The sequence below is a fragment of the Billgrantia pellis genome, from assembly GCF_008297955.1.
GTDB lineage: Bacteria > Pseudomonadota > Gammaproteobacteria > Pseudomonadales > Halomonadaceae > Halomonas > Halomonas pellis.
This window is the reverse complement of the sequence record NZ_VTPY01000004.1, coordinates 221,487-238,394: the sequence shown is the minus strand read 5'-3', so window position 1 is coordinate 238,394 and position 16,908 is coordinate 221,487. Positions and strand designations below refer to the sequence as shown.

The following is a 16,908-nucleotide window of genomic DNA, read 5'->3' as shown; positions in this document are numbered from 1 at the left end:
TCCTGATATGACCACCCTCGAACTCTGGATGTACGAACTGGGGCGGCTGTTTCTGCTGCCGGTGCTGGCGCTGATCCTGCTGCTTTTCGCCTATTCCTTCTACGCGCTGGGCAGCTTCCTGATGGAAACCTGGCAGCGCCGCCGGGGCGACCACGCCTGTCCGCTGGCGCGCTGGTGCCGCGAACACGGCAGCGACGACAGCGACGGGCTGGAACTGCTCATTCTGCGCCGCCTGGAGCCGCTGCGCATCGTCTCGCGCATCGCGCCCATGCTGGGCCTGGTGGCCACCATGATCCCGCTGGGTCCGGCGCTGCTGGCGCTGGGCGATGGCGATCTCGCCAGCGTCGGCGAGCAGCTGGTGGTGGCCTTCGCGGCGGTGATCCTGGCGCTGATCACCGCTTCCATCACCTACTGGATCGTCACCGTGCGGCGGCGCTGGCTGCTCGCTTCGCTGCACCGCATCGAGCGTGAGCGCGCCGTGACCGGGACGCGGGTCGAGGGAGGAACGGCATGAGGCGCTTCCTGGATATGGAGGACGACGATCCGCTGCTCTCGGTGGTCAACGTCATCGACGTCTTCCTGGTGATGATCGTGCTGCTGCTGATCGTCGTCGCCCAGCGCGAGGCGGCGTATCACGCCGCCAGCGAGGGCGGCGTGGTCAGCGAGCGTAGCGAGGCGCTGGAGCGTTTCGTATCCAGCGGCACCCTCGGCGAGGGCCAGGGCGTGCGCGCCGGCACCACCTACCGCCTGCCCGATGGCTCCCTGGTGCTGGTGCCGGACGATGACTGATCGTCCGGCCTCAAGCGCCCTCGGGCGGGCGGGAGAAGTAGCGTCCGGGGCTGGTCCCCAGGCGGCGTCGGAAGGCGGCGATGAAGGCGCTCGGCGATTCGTAGCCGACCTCCTGGGCCACGGCCGTGACCGAGTGCCCTTCCGCCAGCAGGGGCAGCGCGGCAAGCAGGCGGGCCTGCTGGCGCCAGGCGGCGAACCCCATGCCTGTCTGCGCCTGGAAGCGTCGCGCCAGGGTGCGTGGCGAGGCGCCGACCGTGCGGCCCCAGATGGCCAGGTCGTCCCGGTTTGCCGGGTCGTTACGCAGGGCGGTGCAGATCCGTCGCAGCGCGGGGTCGTGGGGCTCGGGGAGGTGCAGCGGCAGCGTGGGCCCTTCGTGTAGTTCGTCCAGCAGCACCGCGACCAGCCGCGCGCCGGCACCGCGGGCGGTCGTCTCGGCCGGCAGCGCCATCAAGCGCAATATCAACTCGCGCAGCAGCGGCGAGACGTTCACCACGCGCGGCTGGGCCGGTAGCCCCGGCAGTCGCTCGTCGAGGTAGAGCGTGCGCAGCTTCACGGACCGGTGCATCAGCAGGGCATGTTCCAGGCGAGCCGGTATCCATACCGCGAGCTGGGGCGGCACCACCCATCGTCCTGCCGGGGTCGATACCGTCATCACGCCCTGGGTGGCGAAGACGAGCTGAGTGCGCACGTGATGATGTGGCCCGGTATCCCAGCCGGCGGGATAGTCGCAGGCATAGGGTTGCACGGGGCCCGGGGCGCTCTCGATGCGCCGTTGCAGGACTTCGCGTGGCAGGGGAGTGGCGTGGGGCATGTTGTCCGTTGCGCGCTATATCTTGTCGGAATGGCGAGAGAAGTCGCCTCGACTCCAGTTTAGCCTGAAAGACCGGCAACCCTGGAGCCAACCCATGAGCGGCAATCGCGTTCGGTTACTGTTTCTCAACGTGGGGCATGCCTATGCCCACTATTTCATGCTGATACACCCTACGGTGGCGGTGGCGCTCGAGAGTCGTGGCCAGGGCGATTATGGCGCGCTGCTGCTGCCGGCCACGGCGGGCTTCGTCGCCTTTGCCGCCTTCACCCTGCCGGCGGGCTGGCTGGGCGACCGCTGGAGTCGCCAAGGCATGATGGCCGTGATGTTCCTGGGGCTCGGTGTGGCTTCCCTGCTCACCGGCTTCGCCAGCGGCCCCTACCAGATGGCCGCCGGCCTGTTTCTCATGGGCAGCTTCGCGGCGATCTATCACCCCGTCGGCATCGCCCTGGTCGCGGAGAGCGGCGAAGGGGTTGGCCAGGCGCTGGGCGTGAACGGCGTGTGGGGCAACATGGGCGTCGCGGCGGCGCCGCTGGTGACCGGTGCGCTCGCGGGCATGCTCGGCTGGCAGGCGGCCTTCCTGATTCCCGGTGCGTTGTGTCTGGCGAGCGGCATCGCCTACCTGGCGCTGGTACCGCCCGAGCGCGGTAAGCGTGGGGCGTCCTCGGCTGCCGTCGAATCCCCGACAGCGGTGCAGGCCCCGGCGGCGCTGCCCGGGCGAATCCTCGCTTACCTGGTCGTCACGGCATTGATGGGTGGGCTCGTGTTCGCGGCCACCACCGTCGTGCTGCCCAAGATCATGGAGGACGCCTTCGGGGGCAGCGGGAGTGGCCTGGTCAGCGCCGCCGGCCTGGCATCGATGGTCTTTGCCTGCGCCTCCATGGCGCAACTCGTCACCGGCAGGGCCGTGGACAGGGTCCCGCCGCGGCGGTTGATGCTGCTGCTGGCGCTGTTGCAGGTCCCTCTGTTGCTGCTGATGGCCCAGGGAGGGCAATGGCGAATCGTTGTCCTGGCGCTGGGATTGATGATAACGGTGTTCGGTGTGATTCCGGTGCAGGACGCCATCGTGGCGCGTCATACCGCAAGCGGCTGGCGGGCGCGGGTCTATGCCGTAAAGTACGTGCTGTCGCTGGGAGTCGGTTCCTTGGCCGTGCCGATCGTGGCCTGGGGTTACGATCCGGCCAGCGGGTTCGTCCGGCTCTACCTGCTGTTGGCCGCCTGTGCCATTGGCGTGGCGATGGCCGCACTGCTGTTGCCGGCCCGGCGCTACCGGCAGGCGGTTCTCGGCGACAAGGCGTAACGTCGACCGCAAGCGCCTGCCCTGGCCGTGGTTCGCAACATGGCAAGACGTAATGGAGATATCGATGAGGCGCTCTGCCCGAGCGGCCGAACAGCCGCTACCCAAGGAAGCCAAGGACGCATTCGGCATCCTCGCTTGCGAGTTGGGCGAGACCGTGGTCGGCGTCTATCTGTTCGGCTCGGCGCTCACTGGCGGCCTGCGTCCCAATAGCGACGTGGACATGCTGGCGGTCATCAATCAGCCGCCTGAGGAGCCGGTGCGTCGACGCTTGGTCAGGTCGCTGATGCGGGTCTCCGGTAGCGCAGACGACGGCTCGCCCCGGCCGCTGGAGGTGACGCTGCTGTGCCGGGAGGCGCTGGTACCGTGGCAATACCCGCCGAGGAGCGAGCTGGTCTATGGTGAGTGGCTGCGGGACGCGTTCGAGCAGGGCCGGATACCGCCGGCAACAGCCGACCCCGACCTGGCCATCGTGCTGACCTCCGCCCGGCAGGCTAGCCTGGCCCTGCATGGGCCCGAATTGGCGGAGCTGGTTGCGCCAATTCCCGAGGCGGACCTGCGACGGGCGATAATCGACTCGCTGCCTGGCCTGATCGAGGGATTGCCGGGCGATGAACGCAATGTGTTGCTGACCCTGGGGCGAATGTGGATGACTCTCGAGACGGGAGAGATCGCGCCCAAGGACGTTGCCGCCGCCTGGGCGCTTGAGCGCCTGCCGCTGGAGCACCAGGGCACGATGGCGCTGGTACGGCGGGGCTATCTCGAAGGGGGCGGCGAGGGGTGGACGCAGCGCAAGCCACAGGTGGAGGGGCTGTCACGTTTCCTGCAGCGCGCCATTGAGCATTGCGGGGACGCCGCCGACCGGTCATGCGGCTAGGTATCGTCCAGCCGCTGCAATGCTTCCTGAGTGGCCGCGTCCGTCGGGAAGAACGACTCGATGGCGAGTTCTTCGAGCGTGATATCGAGCGGCGTGCCGAATACCGTAGTGGTGCTCAACAGCGACAGCACGCGGCCATCCGGCATGGCCAGCTCCAGCGGCACGACGATGCCGGCATGGCTCGATCTCGAAGCCCGATGAGGACGAGCCCCGGCCGGCACCGGATAGTCTTTCAGTTCCTCGCTGAGCGAGGCAAGCGCAGGGTCGGCCGTCGTATCGGCCTGGCGGGCCAAGCGTTCGAGAATATGCGCGCGCCACTCTCGGAAATTGAGAATGCGCGATGCAAGCCCTTGGGGGTGCAGAGTGAGCCGCAGCACGTTGATCGGCGGCTCCAGCAGTGCGGGCTCGATGCCGCCGAGCAGCCGCTCGAGCGGACGGTTGCCCATCAGCAGGTACCAATGGCGATCGACGGCCAGCGCCGGGTAGGGGGCGTGGCTCGCGAGCAGCCGCTCGATCACGCCGCGGATCGTCTCGAATTCGGGCGCATCGATAGGACGTTCGCCGTATGCCGGGGCGAAGCCGGCGGCCAGCAGCAGCCGGTTGCGCTCGCGCAGGGGAACGTCCAATTGTTCCGCCAGGCGCAGCAGCATGTCCCGGCTCGGCACGGCGCGTCCGGATTCGACGAAGCTCAGGTGGCGCTGGGAGATGTCGGCTTCGGTGGCGAGTGCGAGCTGGCTCAGACGCCGCCGCTGGCGCCACAGCTTCAACAGCTGCCCGGGCGTGTGGAAGATCGTGGTCATGGGCTCAGATTAGCGCCAAGCGATATGCCTGACTATTACCTGGCAGGTAATCGCCAGGCGGCACACGGTGGGTGAAGCTTGTGGCGAAACCCACCACAGGAGCATTGCCATGACCGCTTACGCCATCGCCCGCCTGCAGGACGTCACCATGGGTCCGGAAATTATCGAATATCTGAAGAAGATCGATGCCACCCTCGCGCCCTACGGCGGCCGCTACCTGATCCACGGCGGCACTACCCAGGTGCTGGAAGGGAGCTGGCAGGGCGATACGATCATGCTCGGCTTCCCCAGCCTGGATCAGGCCCAGTCCTGGTATTGCTCCGAGGCCTATCGGCGCATCCTGCCGTTGCGTACCGCCAATGCCGTGGGCGACGTCATCCTGGTGGAAGGGGTAGAGGAAGGGCACCGCGGCGTCGACATTCTTGGCTGAGGAGGCGTTCCGCCAGGGAGGGCCGGCCGCCATCCGCGCCGTCTTGACTGGCCATTCGCTGTGCGCTCCCTGACAGTAACAACGCATGGAGCCCGCTGCGCCAGAGGCGGGAGTGAACATCGCTTGTCGAGGAAATGAGAAATGGAAAGGCGTTTTGCCACGTTGTTGGGGGCACTTGCCATCGCCCTGATGGGTTGTACCGGTTTGGAGGGGCCGACGTCACATGACGAATCCCTGGAGAACACCTACTGGAAGCTGATCCGAGCCGGCGATGTCATGGCCGAGGCGTTGGACAACCGGCGCGAGGCACATGTCGTGCTGCATGCCGAGGAGAGGCGCGTGGCGGGCTCCACCGGATGCAACCGCCTGACGGGTAGCTACCGATTGGAGAACGACTCCCTGCGCTTTGGCCCCTTGATCACCACGCGCATGGCCTGCCTGCAGGGAGGCGAGACCGAGCAGGCCCTCCTTGAAGCGCTCGAGGTGGCAGCGAGCTGGCAGGTCGAAGGCGTGGCGCTGACCCTCAAGGACGAGGCCGGTATCGCCGTTGCGCACTTCGAGGCGGTGCACCTCTACTGATCGCATCTGGCCCTGTTGCGAATTGGCTTCGATCCGGAAAGAGCTCGCGAACAGCTCGGTCGTGATGTCACCCCGGTTCGATGACCGAGCGCACGAAAGTCCCCTTGGCCTGGGTGTAGGCTTCCCTGTCCTCTCTGTGACAGGAAGCCAGCTCGCGCTTGAGGGCTGCGTAGCGTTCGGCCAGTGCCGGCACGGTGCGCAGCGCATCGCGAAACGCCAGTCGCTGATGCCAGACTGCACCTGAATGGACGACGACATGCAGATGATGGGTGCGGCGTCCATGGGCATGGCGCATGAACCAGCGCCTGTCGGTCAGGTTGGCGTTGAACTCGACCGAGGTCACGTAGCCGAAACCGAGCAGCGTGTCGAACAGGGCGTCGGCAACGGCCATGGACGCGACGCCGGCCATCAGGTCGATGATGGGCTTGGCCGGCATGCCGGGCACGGCGGTGCTGCCGATGTGTTGCACGTCGATCAGGCTGTCGGGGAAGCGCTCGTACAAGCGCTCGCGCTCGATGTCGAAGTGCATGGGCCAGGTGGTATCGTAATCGACCAGCTCGATCCGCTCATGCACGGCGAGGCGCAGGGATTCCGCTTCCGTCATGGGGGCGCTCCTTGGGGCATTGCGCTGCAGTGGGCGGTCAGGAACGCGTTCGCACCGTCGATACAACGTTTTTGCCAGCGACGTCGTTCGCTGATAGCTTGGCGAGACAGAAGAACCCAGAACAGGAGCGGGACATGGATTCAGCCGTCAACAATGCCGTCAGCCAGGCGCTGGTCATGCAGCAGGCCCAGACCGCCCAGCAGGCGCAGATGCAGGTCTTCAAGCAGGCCCTGGACATGCAGAAAGATCAGGTAACCGCCCTGTTGGAGTCGGCTTCGCTGCAGCCACAGCTGGCCAGCGATGGTTCGCTGGGTACGTTGGTCAACACCTACGCTTGACGCGTCTTCAACCCCTCTTTCTCGCGCCCCGACAGGGGCGCTTCTCCTTGCCTGCCTGGATGGTCCTGCCGATCCGGTGGGCGCGTCATGTCTCGTATTCGTCGTGGCGCCGGTTCCATACGTACGGTTTCGTCTGTGGCCAGCCGGTCGGCGAGTCTTCCCAGGTTTCCTGGCGACCGTAGGGCGTCAGATCCAGGTAGGTCCATAGGCTGCCCAGGTACTCCACACCGCGCTTGCCGGTGCAATAGGTACGAAAGACCCGTTCGCCGTCGCGCAGGAAAACGCTGATACCATGCCGCTCGCCGCGGTCCGCGTCGGGGGCGTCGCAACAGGTCGTCACGCCCATGTCCCGGTTGAAGTCGCTGCCGAGCGAGGAGTACCACGGCGGGAAGCGCCAGCCCATGCGCTTCCGATATCGTTCCAGCTTCTCCAGCGGTGCCCGTGAGACCAGCACCAGCGTCGTGTCGCGGGCATGCAGGTGGGCGGGATGGGTCATGGCATCGACCACCCACGAACAGCCATCGCAACCCGCTTCCCAGTCAGGACCGAACATGAAGTGGTAGATGATCAGCTGTTGTCGGCCCTCGAAAAGGTCGAGCAGGCCGACCGGCCCTGCGGGTCCTTCAAAGACGTAATCCGTGCACACCTCCACCATGGGCAACCGGCGACGCGCTGCGTTGAGGCGGTCCCGCTCCCGGGTATGTGCCTTTTCGCGGGCTATCTGCCGCTCCAGGGCGGCCTGCCACTCTGCTTGCGAGACGATGGGGGGCTGTGGCGATGACATCAGTGGAATTCCTCAGGCCAGGTTGAGTTGCCACGACACGCCGAAGCGGTCGTTGATCCAGGCGAAGCGCTCGCTGAAGCCGTAGTCGTCGGGCGGCATCAGTGCTTCGCCCCCTTTGACCAGCCGCTCGAACAGCGCTTCGAACTCGTCGCGCGAGTCGCATTCGACGAAGAGCGACAGCGAAGGGGTGAAGGAGAATTCATGTTTCACCGGACTGTCGATGCACAGGTAGCGCCTTCCCGCCAGCGCGAACTCGGCCAGCTTGACGCTGCCTTCAGCGCCCGGCTCGTCGGGACCGTAACGTTCCAGATGGATGATGTCGGCATCGTCGAACAGCGAAACATAGAAGCGCATGGCCTGCTCGGCGGTACCGTCGAACATCAGGTGAGGTGTGACGTGATGCGCCATGCGCTTCTCCGAACCAGGGGCTGAGTTCCACCTGCTTCGACCATTCTAGCTCCATTTAACGCTGCCCGCGCCCCGCCTTCTCAGCGCGCGACAGCGCGCCAGTGTCTGGTCGGCATCTACCTTCAGCGGCAGTTTGGAAGCCCACAGGATATCCTCGCGATGATGGCCCATGTCTTCGAGCATATGGTCGTCATGGGCGAGTAGTGACAGGTAGCGTCGGCGAAACTGCCGCCGAAGCCGATAGGCCCGCCACCAGCGCTCGAAAGCGCGTATCAGCCCCAAAGGCGGCATGGCCGGCATGTAGAAATCGGGCTCGGGTTCACGCGCGTCGCGTCGCATGACGGGGTCGACTCGATGCAGCGGTTCGTACTGACTCATCTCGCACCTCCTGAGGCGAAGCACGCCGGACGCAGCCGCCGATTTCGCCATGGTTCTGTCTGAATGACTTTCGAGACTTGGCTCTTCACGAAATGAAGCTTCGATCTCGGTCTCTGGGAGAGAATGGAGCGAGTCTTTTGATCAATCCAACGAAAAGGACTACATTGGGTTTTAAATAAATCTGAACGATAAAGTCATGACACAACACCTCCCCCTACCGAATGACACCATCGCTCTGCCGCTGCTCGACAGCGACGTGCTGCGCACCTTCGTGACCATTGCCGAGTGCGGTAGTTTTACCCGCGCCGCACGTCAGGTGTTTCGCACTCCGTCGGCGCTGAGCATGCAGATCAAGCGGCTGGAGGAGACCCTCGGCCATCCGCTCTTCGTGCGCGAGGCGCGCCAGGTGAGGCTGACGCCGGAAGGCGAGGTGCTGCTGGGGTATGGGCGGCGACTGCTCAAGCTCAACGAGGAAGCGGTGACCCAGTTCCTCGCGCCCAAGCTGGAGGGGCGAGTCGCCTTCGGCACGACCGACGACGTGGGCACGCGTATCCTGCCGAGTGTGCTGGCGCAGTTCGCGCGTTCACACCCGGCGGTTCAGGTCGACGTGGTGGTGGGCAGCAGCCGGCAGATGTTGAGCCGCCTGGATTCCGGTGAGCTCGACCTGGTGTTGCTCACGGCCGGCAATCCGGGGCAGGAGCCGCGTGGCGAGATTATCCATAGCGAGCCGCTGGTATGGGTCGGACGCGAAGGCGGCATCGCCGCCCAGCGCTCTCCATTACCGGTGGCCTTGGCGCATCAGGGCTGTGCCTGGCGGGGCATGGCGCTTGACGCGTTGGGTCGCGCCGGCGTGAGCTACCGTATCGCCTATTCATGCGAACACTGCGCCGGCCAGGAGGCCGCCATGCTCGCCGATCTGGCGGTCGCACCGTTCCCCGTGAGCCTGGTTCGCCCGCCTCTGCGGCGCCTCGATCCCAGCCTGTTGCCGCCGCTCGGCGAATACCAGTTGGCGCTGGTCAAACGGGGAGGGATGGGCCAGGCCTGCGAGGCCTTGGCGGGCCATGTGATGGCCGCGTTCCGCGATTTATCACCGCAACAATCACGCAAGGAAACGGCATGCTGAAACTGCACCACTGCATCGGCGCGCGCTCTTTTCGTCCGCTGTGGATGCTCGAGGAGCTGGATGTTCCCTACGCACTGACGATGCACCCCTTCCCACCGCGCGTGCACGACGAGGCTTTCCTGGACGTCAATCCGCTGGGAACGGTACCCGCCTTCAGCGACGGTGAGGCGCGCATGACGGAGTCGGCGGCCATCTGCGAGTACCTGGCGTGGCGTTACCCCGACGCGGGCCTAAGCGTGGCGCCCGGCGAGCCGGCTTATGCCGCCTACCTGAACTTCCTGCACTTCGGCGAGGCAACCCTGACCTTTCCTCAGACCCTGGTGCTGCGCTACACCCACTTCGAACCGCCGGCACGGCGCCAGCCGCAGGTGGTGGAAGATTATACCCGCTGGTTCCTGTCGCGGCTGCGCACGCTCGAACCGCTATTGACCCAGCAGACGTATCTATGTGGACGCTTCACCGCCGCCGATATCTCGGTGGGTTATGCGCTGTTGCTGGCAGAGCATCTCGGGCTGGACGAGCGCTTCAAACCGGCGGTAGCCGATTACTGGCAGCGTCTGAAGACGCGCGACGGGTATCGGCGTGCCCTCGAGGCGGAGCGCACCGCAGCGTTGGCGCAGGGGGTATCCTCTACCCCCGCACCTGCCACGCGCTGACGGCAATCCGAGCCTACTGGCTGGCCGTGCGCCGCGACAGACCTTTCGGCCCGCTCGGCTCGGTACGGGTGTCAGCTGCGCTCATCGCGCAGGCGATTGAGCTGGCGCTTGATCTCGGCACGCTCGAGTATCAGCAGATCGAGTAGCTGATCCTGCTCCTGACGAGTGAGTCCCTCGTCGCTCATCATGCTGTCGAGCAACGATTCGATGTCCGCCTCGTGCGGGGTGGAGGGGATGGGGACGGTACGGGGAAGCAATGATACGAACATGGCGCGTTCTCCTGCGTGAGATCCTTGGCGACATTGGCCAGAACAGGAATGCCCGGATCCGTTTGGGCTTATTGTGTTTCCTAGCGTGGTCACTTGGCTGAGCAGCGTCAACTCCGAATCGGCTGAAACCGTGCCGTTTTCCGCTTTCCTGAACACATCCAACTTCCGCCAATCGGATTTGCTGCGCAAATTTTACACTTAGCCCGAGTTTTTGTTTCTTGTGATTATTGTGCTTTCTCATTCGTTCGAATGACTTTATTTTCAGGCGTCAGGCTTGGCTTTCTCAGTTCCGGGTGAGCACGTTCAATCCTTGTTATTGCTTCATGCTGGCCTGGGGGCGGTAGAAGAAGAAGGCATCCGTTTCCGTGGTGAGATGAAACTCATGCGCCCAGTCGGGCATTACGCTGCGGTCATGAAAATAGAGCGCGCCATCGGTCTTGTCGGGCAATTGCCGATTGAGCGCTCGCCGCGCCACTTCCTTGGTGATCTCATAGGCTTTACTTTCGACGACTTCGTCGGGGCGACCGTCGCACCACCAGGAGAACTGGCATGGGCTCTGTTCGGAGCCCTGTTTGACCACATCGCAGATGGTGTTGGGAAAATCCTCATGGGCCAACCGGTTCATGACGACGCTGGCCACCGATTCCATGTCGAGGCCGGGCGTGCCTTTCGCTTCCCAATAGATAGTGCGCGCCAAGCAAGTCAGCGGATCGTTCAGCGGGTTGGTGCCCGCGGGATCGACTGCCTGGGCTTCTTGCCTGGTGATTCTTTCGACCGTGCCGTTCGCCTCCCTGTCGGGGGCGACGACTTGCTCTAAGACCTCGGCCTTGATGACGACGATTTCCTCCTCGGTTTCCGGTTCGGCGAAGGCGAGAGGCGCCATCAGCAGGGCGGAAAGGAGGTAGCCAGCTACCCTTGGATGGCGCATGGAGAGAACCTTTTCGTATCGTTATCATGGGTTCCACTTCATTGCTCGTTGATGCGTTGCGTAACGTCAACATATAACGTGAGTGCACGATGTCTAGATGATATCTCTCAACAAGAAGGCCAGTTTCGTCAGTCTTATCAATGCGTATCGTAAAACGCGCCACACGTTCGGTACGCTGCGCCGGTCATTGGCTTAGAGTGTCATCGCTTATCCTGCTTCAGTCCGGTTCCGCCAAACGCTTATTGTTCGGGATCGGTGTCTTTACAGGGTGCCGTTCCTTTTCTTTCGTCGGCGAATTCTCTCCAGTGGCCGCCCATCGATGGCCGCAAGACCCACCCCAATCAGCCCCATGCCGGCAAGGTGTCGAAGTGCCAGCCTTTCCCCCAGGAAGAGCGTGCCAAGCAGGATGGCGCTCACCGGTATCAAGAAGGTCACCAATAGCAGATTGGTAGCCCCTGCTGTAGCCAGCAGGCGAAAGTAGACGATATACGCCAGCATGGTGGACAACAGAGCCAGGCCGAGCAGCGCCGACCAGGTTTCGAGCCCCGGCCAGGGAGGCCCCCAGAAACGCTCCATCATCAGCGCCAGGGGAATCAGCACCGTCGCCGATGCCGTGACCTGTCCGCAAGCAGTGATCATGGGCGGGCAACCAAGCGTGCGGAAGCGACGTCCGAAGACACCGGCGAACGCATAAGAAAGGGCACCGGCCAGCACCGCAACCTGGGCCCATGAGCGGTTGCTCGTCCCTGCCTGGATATCCGGGCCGAGCATGAAGGCGACTCCGGCGAAGCCGATCAGGACGCCGGCGATGCGGCCCGAGGTCAGAGGCTCGTCGCGAGTCAGGTAGTGCGCCACGACGACGGTGAAGAGGGGCGTGCTGGCATTGAGGATCGCCGCCAGGCCGCTGGTGATATGTCCTTGGCCCCAGGCGATAAGGCTGAATGGGATCATGTTGTTGAGCAGGCCCATGACGAAGAAGGCTTTCCACATTACCGGATCGCGCGGCATGCGTTTGCCCAGCAAGACGATCAGCGCATTCAGCGCCAGCGCCGCCAGCCCCACGCGCAACGCCACGATGGTAAGCGGTCCCAACTCCTCGACAGCCACTCCCACGAAGAAGAAGGAGCCGCCCCCAGCAGGGACAGCGTCACCAGGAGCAGCCACTCAACCGGGCCCATGGTTTGATGGATCTTATTCATCGACAGCTCTTGGATTGGAATGAACCTCCAACCTAGAGCAGCGCAGGGCGTGGAGAACGCCGTTTCTTGCGAATGAAGTCGGATTCGTTATACACGGCAGAACGCCTGGCGAGGCAGGTCTCGGCCAGGCATCTCGGGAAGAGGGGGCGATTCGCTGACGTGTGGCTCAGCGCTGACGCTGCTTGGCCAGTTCGCTTTCGGCAATGTCGACCCGTACGGTGCCTTTCCGTACCAGCAGATCGGCGATAGCGGCCACTTCGTCGCCCTGAGCTCCCGCCATGAGGGCGATATTCTTCGCGTGCAGCGCCATGTGGCCCTTCTGAATGCCGGTGGTGGCCAGCGCTTTCATGGCGGCAAAGTTCTGTGCCAGACCCACCGCCACGATGATCCGCCCCAGACGCTCGGCCTGGGTCACGCCGAGCACCTCCAGGCAGTAGCGCGCAGTGGGGTGAGCTCGGGTGGCACCGCCGATCAGGCCGACCGGCATCGGCATCTCCAGCGTGCCGGTGAGGTTGCCTTCGCCATCCACCTCCCAATGGGTAAGGGAGCGATAACGCCCCGTGCGTGCGGCATAGGCGTGGGCGCCGGCCTCTACGGCCCGGGTGTCGTTGCCCGTTGCCAGCACCACGGCGCTTACCCCGTTCATGATGCCCTTGTTGTGCGTGGCCGCCCGGTAAGGGTCGAGATCGGCGAAGCGGTAGGCCGAGAGCATGCCGTCGCGTACCTCCTTCCCGCCGATCTGGTCAAGGCGCCAGGTAGCCCGGGCCCGTACCAGTCGACGATCCGCCAGATTGGAAAGTATACGCAGCCGGCTCTTGCCGCCGCTCCACTCCGCCAGCGAGGGTGCCACCGCTTCGGCCATGGAGTTGACCGCGTTGGCGCCCATGGCGTCGCGCACATCCACTAGCAGATGCACAATCAGCATGTCGTCCAGCACGCGTACTTCGAGATCGCGAAAGCCGCCGCCGTGCTTGAGCAGCACGGGGTCGGTGGCATCGCAGATCTGGCGGATCCGCTCGCGCGCCTCCAGCAGCTTGAAGCGGGCGAATTCCGGGTTGGGCACCTCGACGAGCTGTACCTGAGCGATCATCACCGGGGCGGAGGCATCGGTGGTAAAGCCACCGGATTCCCGGCATTGACGCGCCGCATTGCATACCGCCGCCACCACCGAGGATTCCTCGGTGGCCATCGGCACCAGTTGCTCCTCGCCGTCGATGATCAGATTGGTGGCGACACCCAGCGGGATGTTCAGCGTGCCGATCACATTCTCGATCATCGAGTCGGCGGTCTCCGGGGCGAGGTTGCCCATATCGGTAAAGTGCGCCACGCTCGCCTCGTCGAGCCCGGCGATCTCGGCCACTTTGGCGAGCCGCTCCCGGGGCGAGAGCTGGTAGAAGCCGGCGATGCGGGAAGTGCTGTGAGCCATGTCGTTACCTGTCAAAAGCGATGAAAAAGACGATTCGAAAATGCGAGCCTGAGCCTTAGGCCAGCAGTCCCATCAGCCACGGCGCGGCATAGAGCGTCATGAACTGCACGCCATAGTTCACCCCCCAGCGGTTCAGCAGGCCCGCCACCAGGGCCAGCACCATCACGCCGAGAATGCCCATCACCCCGGCATCCATGTACGCCAGCAGCATCACCAGGGCGAAGAACATGGCGAGGAAGGCCTCGTGGGGAATGTGACGGAACACGAAGACGCAGATCTGGCGCGCGTAGCGCACTGCAACGGGGTAAGTGATCAGCAGCGCAACGGCGGCGCCGACGATGCTGGCAATGGCAATTTCGGAGAAGCTCATCAGGTGGTGCGCGTTCTGCTCCAGGGTCAGCACCGGCGGGGCATTGAAGAAGGCGTTGCCCGGGCCGATGGCCATGGGGCTCATGGGAATGCCCAGTGCCGCCAGGGGAATCAGAATGCCGGCGATATAGGCAGCGTTGGTTACGGCATCCATGGAGGAGAGCGCCCGGCTGGCCTTCTCGACGGTGCCCTTCACCCAGCTCGACATCACTTCACCGAGAAAGATGGTAATACCCACCGGGCTCATGAAGAAGGTGACCGAGCCCAGCACCGAACTGGCGGCGGCCGAGGCCGTTTCCTGCCGCGTGAGAATGCGGAAGGGATTGGGTAGCTTGTGCTCGTCCTCGGTCTTGTAGATCTGGATGGTTTTGGGTTCGGCCACCGTCATGGCCCGACGCTCGCGGTTCACCAGCAGCTGCGCCAGGTTGAACATCATCGGGCCGATGGTGATGCCGAGGAAGAACGAGATGAACACCACCCGCCCCTCGGGAATCACGCCCATACCCCAGTAGAAGTGGCGCAGGGCTTGAATCAGCGCCGCCAGCACCACGATGCTGACCAGGCTGATGACCTTCTCGCGGCTCATCAGCGCCAGGAATACCGCGCCCAGGAAGAAAATCTGGCTGGCATACTGGCCCAGTACATCCGCCAGCGGAGTGAGCAGGAAGGCAAGAAACAGGCTGATCGGCACCGCGACCAGGGTGCCGATCACCGAGCCGGAGGCCATCTTGCGAATCGCCAGGGTGGCCTGGCCTTCGCGCTTCAGCGTCAAGGCGTGCTCCACCATGGGCGCCGACATCACACCGCCGGGAATGCCCGCCACCGACACCGGAATGGAATCGGTCAGCTTCTTGGCCACGATGGCTGCCATGAAAAAGGACAACACCACGGGTAGGGGAATCCCCGCCACCACCAGCGCCAGCGTAACGGGCGCCAGCACCGCGGTTTCATCGGTGCCTGGGGCCACGCCGATGGCGGTATAGACCACCACCGCGATGAGCGCGGCAACCAGCATCTGCAACAGCATCATCGGGTCCATGCTCACGCCTCCCCTTCGATGTCGAGGCGGCGCTTGGGACGAAACAGCAGCGCGCTGATGAGGAAGCCGACAATGGCGCCGGAAATGCCCAGCACCAGCGGGCCGGGGGCCGGCCAAGGTGCGAGCAGGAAGCCACCCAAGCTCAGCAGCGTGGCGATGGCAAGCGAGATGAGCAGGTCCCTGCCCGAAACCGTATCGTCCCAGACATTCAGGAAAGCCCTGTCTTTGGCTGGCATGCGAAACTCCAGAGAACAATCGTTATAGGTGTTATAAGCCGTTGCCGGCTGTGCCAGCTTCGGCAATACGAAGGGGTAGAATAAGGTACAGTTGTGGAAATTGTTCCAAGTACTGTACCTTCGAAATGAAGGGTACAGGTTCGCTGCACGAGGTAGGCATGACCAAATCCGGCCAGGTCGCGGAAGCCTTGCTCAAGGCCATGGACGAGGGCCGGTTGGCACCGGGGGCCAAGGTCGCCTCCATTCGCGAGGCGGCTCGCCAGTTCGGCGTAGCCAAGAACACCATCATCGATGCCTACGACCAGCTCGTCGCCATTGGTCGCCTGCAGGCCCGCCACGGCTCGGGCTTCTACGTCTCCCAGGCACGCCCCCAGGCCACGGTGAAGGAGCGGGAGAGCTTGAGCGAGGCCATCGATAGCGTCTCGCTGCTGCGCGAGCAATTGGTCGGTAGCTTTGCGGTGCGTGCCGGCGACGGCCGTGCCCCGGCATCGTGGATGGGCGGACTCGATCTCACTCGAGCACTAAAGAGGCGGGGCCCGCAACTGGAGGAGGCGCACTTCGAGTACGGCATGCCGCAGGGCTTCGAGCCGCTGCGTGATGTCATTGTCCGGGTGTTGGCCGGCCGCTCCATCCATACCGCCCAGGAGCAGGTACTGCTCACCTTCGGTGCTAACCATGCCTTTGATTTAATCATCCGGCACTTCGTCGATGTCGGCGACAGCGTGCTGGTGGAAACGCCGGGCTACTATCCGCTGTTCGGCAAGCTGCGCCTGGCACGGGCCAAGCTGGTGGGGGTCTCGCGCACGCCGGAAGGGCCGGACCTCGAAGAGTTCGAGCGCAAGGTACGGCAGTACCGGCCGCGGCTGTTCTTCCTGCAACCCAACGCCCACAACCCCACCGGTACCAGCATGTCGCTGAGCAATATGCATCAGTTGCTGAAGATCGCCGAGCAGTACGGCGTGGTGCTGGTGGAAGACGACGTATTCGCCGACCTGCTGCCGCAGGGGAGCGCGCACTTGGCCGCGCTCGATGGGCTGGAGAACGTCATCTACGTAGGCACCTTCTCCAAGACGCTCTCCACTGGGCTGCGTTCGGGCTATATCGCCGGCAGTCGCGCGCTGATTCGCTCACTCACCGACATCAAGATGCTCACCGTGGTCAACTCCTCCACCTTTATTGAATCGGTGATCCATGAGCTGATCGTGAAGGGGCGCTACCGTCGCCATTTGGTACAGCTTCGCGAACGGGTCGCCAAGACCGGGGCCAGCGCCCGACGGGCCCTGCGTGACGTAGGCATCGACGACATCAGCGGTCCCGGCGGGGGCTACTATCTATGGGCCAGGCTACCCACCGGCATCAACACCCTGGCGCTGGCCAAGCGCGCCACGGAGGAAGGCATCTTCATCGCACCCGGTGCCATCTTTTCGCTGCGTCCGGATGGCATCGACGGCACCGCCATGCGCATCAACGTCGCCTATGCCAACGACTTTCGGTTCCTGGAGTTCTTGAGGAAGGCACTGGATTAGATTCCATTCTGCATCGATTCGCTAGGAATCGGCCTGCGTGTGTCT

General features: G+C 64.1%; 22 protein-coding genes. 10 read left to right on the top strand and 12 right to left on the bottom strand.

What is annotated here, in order from left to right:
• Window positions 1-7: 7 nt before the first annotated feature.
• Window positions 8-514 (top strand): MotA/TolQ/ExbB proton channel family protein, encoded by a 507-nt coding sequence (locus tag F0A17_RS11390; RefSeq protein WP_149328460.1) that lies wholly within the window; start codon window positions 8-10, stop codon window positions 512-514.
• Window positions 511-789, top strand: a complete 279-nt coding sequence (locus F0A17_RS11385; RefSeq protein ID WP_149328459.1) for a DUF2149 domain-containing protein — start codon at window positions 511-513, stop codon at window positions 787-789. The genes F0A17_RS11390 and F0A17_RS11385 overlap by 4 nt, the downstream gene beginning before the upstream one ends.
• Window positions 790-799: 10 nt before the next feature.
• Here F0A17_RS11385 and F0A17_RS11380 read toward each other — a convergent pair whose 3' ends face one another.
• Window positions 800-1,600: an AraC family transcriptional regulator gene (locus F0A17_RS11380; protein WP_149328458.1), complete on the bottom strand. Its 801-nt coding sequence runs from the start codon at window positions 1,598-1,600 to the stop codon at window positions 800-802.
• 94 nt (window positions 1,601-1,694) lie between these two features.
• Here F0A17_RS11380 and F0A17_RS11375 point away from each other — a divergent pair, with 94 nt between their 5' ends.
• Window positions 1,695-2,897, top strand: coding sequence for an MFS transporter (locus F0A17_RS11375; RefSeq protein ID WP_187774685.1), 1,203 nt, complete (start codon window positions 1,695-1,697; stop codon window positions 2,895-2,897).
• A gap of 64 nt (window positions 2,898-2,961) precedes the next feature.
• The gene (locus F0A17_RS11370; RefSeq protein ID WP_149328456.1) at window positions 2,962-3,771 is read left to right on the top strand and encodes an aminoglycoside adenylyltransferase family protein; all 810 of its coding nucleotides are present in this window, start codon (window positions 2,962-2,964) and stop codon (window positions 3,769-3,771) included.
• Here F0A17_RS11370 and F0A17_RS11365 read toward each other — a convergent pair.
• Window positions 3,768-4,571 carry a helix-turn-helix domain-containing protein gene (locus F0A17_RS11365; RefSeq protein ID WP_149328455.1) on the bottom strand — a complete coding sequence of 268 codons (804 nt, stop codon included), beginning with the start codon at window positions 4,569-4,571 and terminating at the stop codon, window positions 3,768-3,770. The genes F0A17_RS11370 and F0A17_RS11365 overlap by 4 nt on opposite strands.
• A gap of 109 nt (window positions 4,572-4,680) precedes the next feature.
• Between F0A17_RS11365 and F0A17_RS11360 the strand changes: the two genes are divergently transcribed.
• Both F0A17_RS11360 and F0A17_RS11355 read left to right on the top strand, forming a co-directional pair.
• Entirely contained in the window at window positions 4,681-5,001 is a 321-nt protein-coding gene (locus F0A17_RS11360; protein WP_149328454.1) for a DUF1330 domain-containing protein, read from the top strand.
• A 141-nt stretch (window positions 5,002-5,142) separates the two neighbouring features.
• Window positions 5,143-5,580, top strand: a complete 438-nt coding sequence (locus tag F0A17_RS11355) for an META domain-containing protein (RefSeq protein ID WP_149328453.1) — start codon at window positions 5,143-5,145, stop codon at window positions 5,578-5,580.
• A 67-nt stretch (window positions 5,581-5,647) separates the two neighbouring features.
• Here the strand turns inward: F0A17_RS11355 and F0A17_RS11350 are convergent, their stop codons facing one another.
• Window positions 5,648-6,184, bottom strand: a complete 537-nt coding sequence (locus F0A17_RS11350) for a GrpB family protein (RefSeq protein WP_149328452.1) — start codon at window positions 6,182-6,184, stop codon at window positions 5,648-5,650.
• Window positions 6,185-6,318: 134 nt separating this feature from the next.
• Here F0A17_RS11350 and F0A17_RS11345 point away from each other — a divergent pair, with 134 nt between their 5' ends.
• Window positions 6,319-6,522 (top strand): putative motility protein, encoded by a 204-nt coding sequence (locus tag F0A17_RS11345; protein WP_149328451.1) that lies wholly within the window; start codon window positions 6,319-6,321, stop codon window positions 6,520-6,522.
• Between the two features lie 85 nt (window positions 6,523-6,607).
• Here F0A17_RS11345 and F0A17_RS11340 read toward each other — a convergent pair whose 3' ends face one another.
• From F0A17_RS11340 to F0A17_RS11330, 3 genes are read right to left on the bottom strand one after another with little or no spacing between them, the layout of a single operon-like run.
• Entirely contained in the window at window positions 6,608-7,306 is a 699-nt protein-coding gene (locus F0A17_RS11340) for a DUF899 domain-containing protein (RefSeq protein ID WP_149328450.1), read from the bottom strand.
• Between the two features lie 12 nt (window positions 7,307-7,318).
• Window positions 7,319-7,714: a VOC family protein gene (locus F0A17_RS11335; protein ID WP_149328449.1), complete on the bottom strand. Its 396-nt coding sequence runs from the start codon at window positions 7,712-7,714 to the stop codon at window positions 7,319-7,321.
• 45 nt (window positions 7,715-7,759) lie between these two features.
• Entirely contained in the window at window positions 7,760-8,092 is a 333-nt protein-coding gene (locus tag F0A17_RS11330) for a hypothetical protein (protein WP_149328448.1), read from the bottom strand.
• A gap of 196 nt (window positions 8,093-8,288) precedes the next feature.
• On the opposite strand from F0A17_RS11330, the gene F0A17_RS11325 reads away from it, so the two are divergent.
• Window positions 8,289-9,215, top strand: a complete 927-nt coding sequence (locus F0A17_RS11325) for a LysR family transcriptional regulator (protein WP_149328447.1) — start codon at window positions 8,289-8,291, stop codon at window positions 9,213-9,215.
• Window positions 9,209-9,871: a glutathione S-transferase family protein gene (locus tag F0A17_RS11320; protein WP_149328446.1), complete on the top strand. Its 663-nt coding sequence runs from the start codon at window positions 9,209-9,211 to the stop codon at window positions 9,869-9,871. The genes F0A17_RS11325 and F0A17_RS11320 overlap by 7 nt, the downstream gene beginning before the upstream one ends.
• Before the next feature lie 71 nt (window positions 9,872-9,942).
• Here the strand turns inward: F0A17_RS11320 and F0A17_RS11315 are convergent, their stop codons facing one another.
• The 6 genes from F0A17_RS11315 to F0A17_RS11290 all read right to left on the bottom strand — a co-directional run bounded on the left by F0A17_RS11315 (window position 9,943) and on the right by F0A17_RS11290 (window position 15,337).
• Window positions 9,943-10,140: a hypothetical protein gene (locus F0A17_RS11315; protein ID WP_149328445.1), complete on the bottom strand. Its 198-nt coding sequence runs from the start codon at window positions 10,138-10,140 to the stop codon at window positions 9,943-9,945.
• Window positions 10,141-10,453: 313 nt separating this feature from the next.
• Window positions 10,454-11,068 (bottom strand): cell wall hydrolase, encoded by a 615-nt coding sequence (locus F0A17_RS11310; protein ID WP_149328444.1) that lies wholly within the window; start codon window positions 11,066-11,068, stop codon window positions 10,454-10,456.
• Window positions 11,069-11,329: 261 nt separating this feature from the next.
• Entirely contained in the window at window positions 11,330-12,232 is a 903-nt protein-coding gene (locus F0A17_RS11305; protein WP_223111531.1) for a DMT family transporter, read from the bottom strand.
• 201 nt (window positions 12,233-12,433) lie between these two features.
• Window positions 12,434-13,693 (bottom strand): hydroxymethylglutaryl-CoA reductase, degradative, encoded by a 1,260-nt coding sequence (locus F0A17_RS11300; protein ID WP_149328443.1) that lies wholly within the window; start codon window positions 13,691-13,693, stop codon window positions 12,434-12,436.
• 55 nt (window positions 13,694-13,748) lie between these two features.
• The gene (locus tag F0A17_RS11295; protein ID WP_149328442.1) at window positions 13,749-15,101 is read right to left on the bottom strand and encodes a tripartite tricarboxylate transporter permease; all 1,353 of its coding nucleotides are present in this window, start codon (window positions 15,099-15,101) and stop codon (window positions 13,749-13,751) included.
• 2 nt (window positions 15,102-15,103) lie between these two features.
• A complete protein-coding gene (locus tag F0A17_RS11290) occupies window positions 15,104-15,337 on the bottom strand; it encodes a hypothetical protein (RefSeq protein WP_149328441.1) in 234 nt (77 codons plus the stop codon).
• Window positions 15,338-15,495: 158 nt separating this feature from the next.
• On the opposite strand from F0A17_RS11290, the gene F0A17_RS11285 reads away from it, so the two are divergent.
• Window positions 15,496-16,863 carry an aminotransferase-like domain-containing protein gene (locus tag F0A17_RS11285; protein ID WP_149328440.1) on the top strand — a complete coding sequence of 456 codons (1,368 nt, stop codon included), beginning with the start codon at window positions 15,496-15,498 and terminating at the stop codon, window positions 16,861-16,863.
• The last annotated feature ends 45 nt before the right edge of the window (window positions 16,864-16,908 follow it).

Bases quoted from the DNA above. Each gene is read 5' to 3' on its own strand.
- F0A17_RS11295 (WP_149328442.1), bottom strand. From the start codon at position 15,101: ATGGACCCGATGATGCTGTTGCAGATGCTGGTTGCCGCGCTCATCGCG.
- F0A17_RS11390 (WP_149328460.1), top strand. From the start codon at position 8: ATGACCACCCTCGAACTCTGGATGTACGAACTGGGGCGGCTGTTTCTG.
- F0A17_RS11340 (WP_149328450.1), bottom strand. From the start codon at position 7,306: ATGTCATCGCCACAGCCCCCCATCGTCTCGCAAGCAGAGTGGCAGGCC.
- F0A17_RS11380 (WP_149328458.1), bottom strand. From the start codon at position 1,600: ATGCCCCACGCCACTCCCCTGCCACGCGAAGTCCTGCAACGGCGCATC.
- F0A17_RS11320 (WP_149328446.1), top strand. From the start codon at position 9,209: ATGCTGAAACTGCACCACTGCATCGGCGCGCGCTCTTTTCGTCCGCTG.
- F0A17_RS11345 (WP_149328451.1), top strand. From the start codon at position 6,319: ATGGATTCAGCCGTCAACAATGCCGTCAGCCAGGCGCTGGTCATGCAG.
- F0A17_RS11285 (WP_149328440.1), top strand. From the start codon at position 15,496: ATGACCAAATCCGGCCAGGTCGCGGAAGCCTTGCTCAAGGCCATGGAC.
- F0A17_RS11385 (WP_149328459.1), top strand. From the start codon at position 511: ATGAGGCGCTTCCTGGATATGGAGGACGACGATCCGCTGCTCTCGGTG.
- F0A17_RS11370 (WP_149328456.1), top strand. From the start codon at position 2,962: ATGAGGCGCTCTGCCCGAGCGGCCGAACAGCCGCTACCCAAGGAAGCC.
- F0A17_RS11325 (WP_149328447.1), top strand. From the start codon at position 8,289: ATGACACAACACCTCCCCCTACCGAATGACACCATCGCTCTGCCGCTG.
- F0A17_RS11290 (WP_149328441.1), bottom strand. From the start codon at position 15,337: ATGCCAGCCAAAGACAGGGCTTTCCTGAATGTCTGGGACGATACGGTT.
- F0A17_RS11355 (WP_149328453.1), top strand. From the start codon at position 5,143: ATGGAAAGGCGTTTTGCCACGTTGTTGGGGGCACTTGCCATCGCCCTG.
- F0A17_RS11330 (WP_149328448.1), bottom strand. From the start codon at position 8,092: ATGAGTCAGTACGAACCGCTGCATCGAGTCGACCCCGTCATGCGACGC.
- F0A17_RS11360 (WP_149328454.1), top strand. From the start codon at position 4,681: ATGACCGCTTACGCCATCGCCCGCCTGCAGGACGTCACCATGGGTCCG.
- F0A17_RS11300 (WP_149328443.1), bottom strand. From the start codon at position 13,693: ATGGCTCACAGCACTTCCCGCATCGCCGGCTTCTACCAGCTCTCGCCC.
- F0A17_RS11350 (WP_149328452.1), bottom strand. From the start codon at position 6,184: ATGACGGAAGCGGAATCCCTGCGCCTCGCCGTGCATGAGCGGATCGAG.
- F0A17_RS11365 (WP_149328455.1), bottom strand. From the start codon at position 4,571: ATGACCACGATCTTCCACACGCCCGGGCAGCTGTTGAAGCTGTGGCGC.
- F0A17_RS11315 (WP_149328445.1), bottom strand. From the start codon at position 10,140: ATGTTCGTATCATTGCTTCCCCGTACCGTCCCCATCCCCTCCACCCCG.
- F0A17_RS11375 (WP_187774685.1), top strand. From the start codon at position 1,695: ATGAGCGGCAATCGCGTTCGGTTACTGTTTCTCAACGTGGGGCATGCC.
- F0A17_RS11310 (WP_149328444.1), bottom strand. From the start codon at position 11,068: ATGCGCCATCCAAGGGTAGCTGGCTACCTCCTTTCCGCCCTGCTGATG.
- F0A17_RS11335 (WP_149328449.1), bottom strand. From the start codon at position 7,714: ATGGCGCATCACGTCACACCTCACCTGATGTTCGACGGTACCGCCGAG.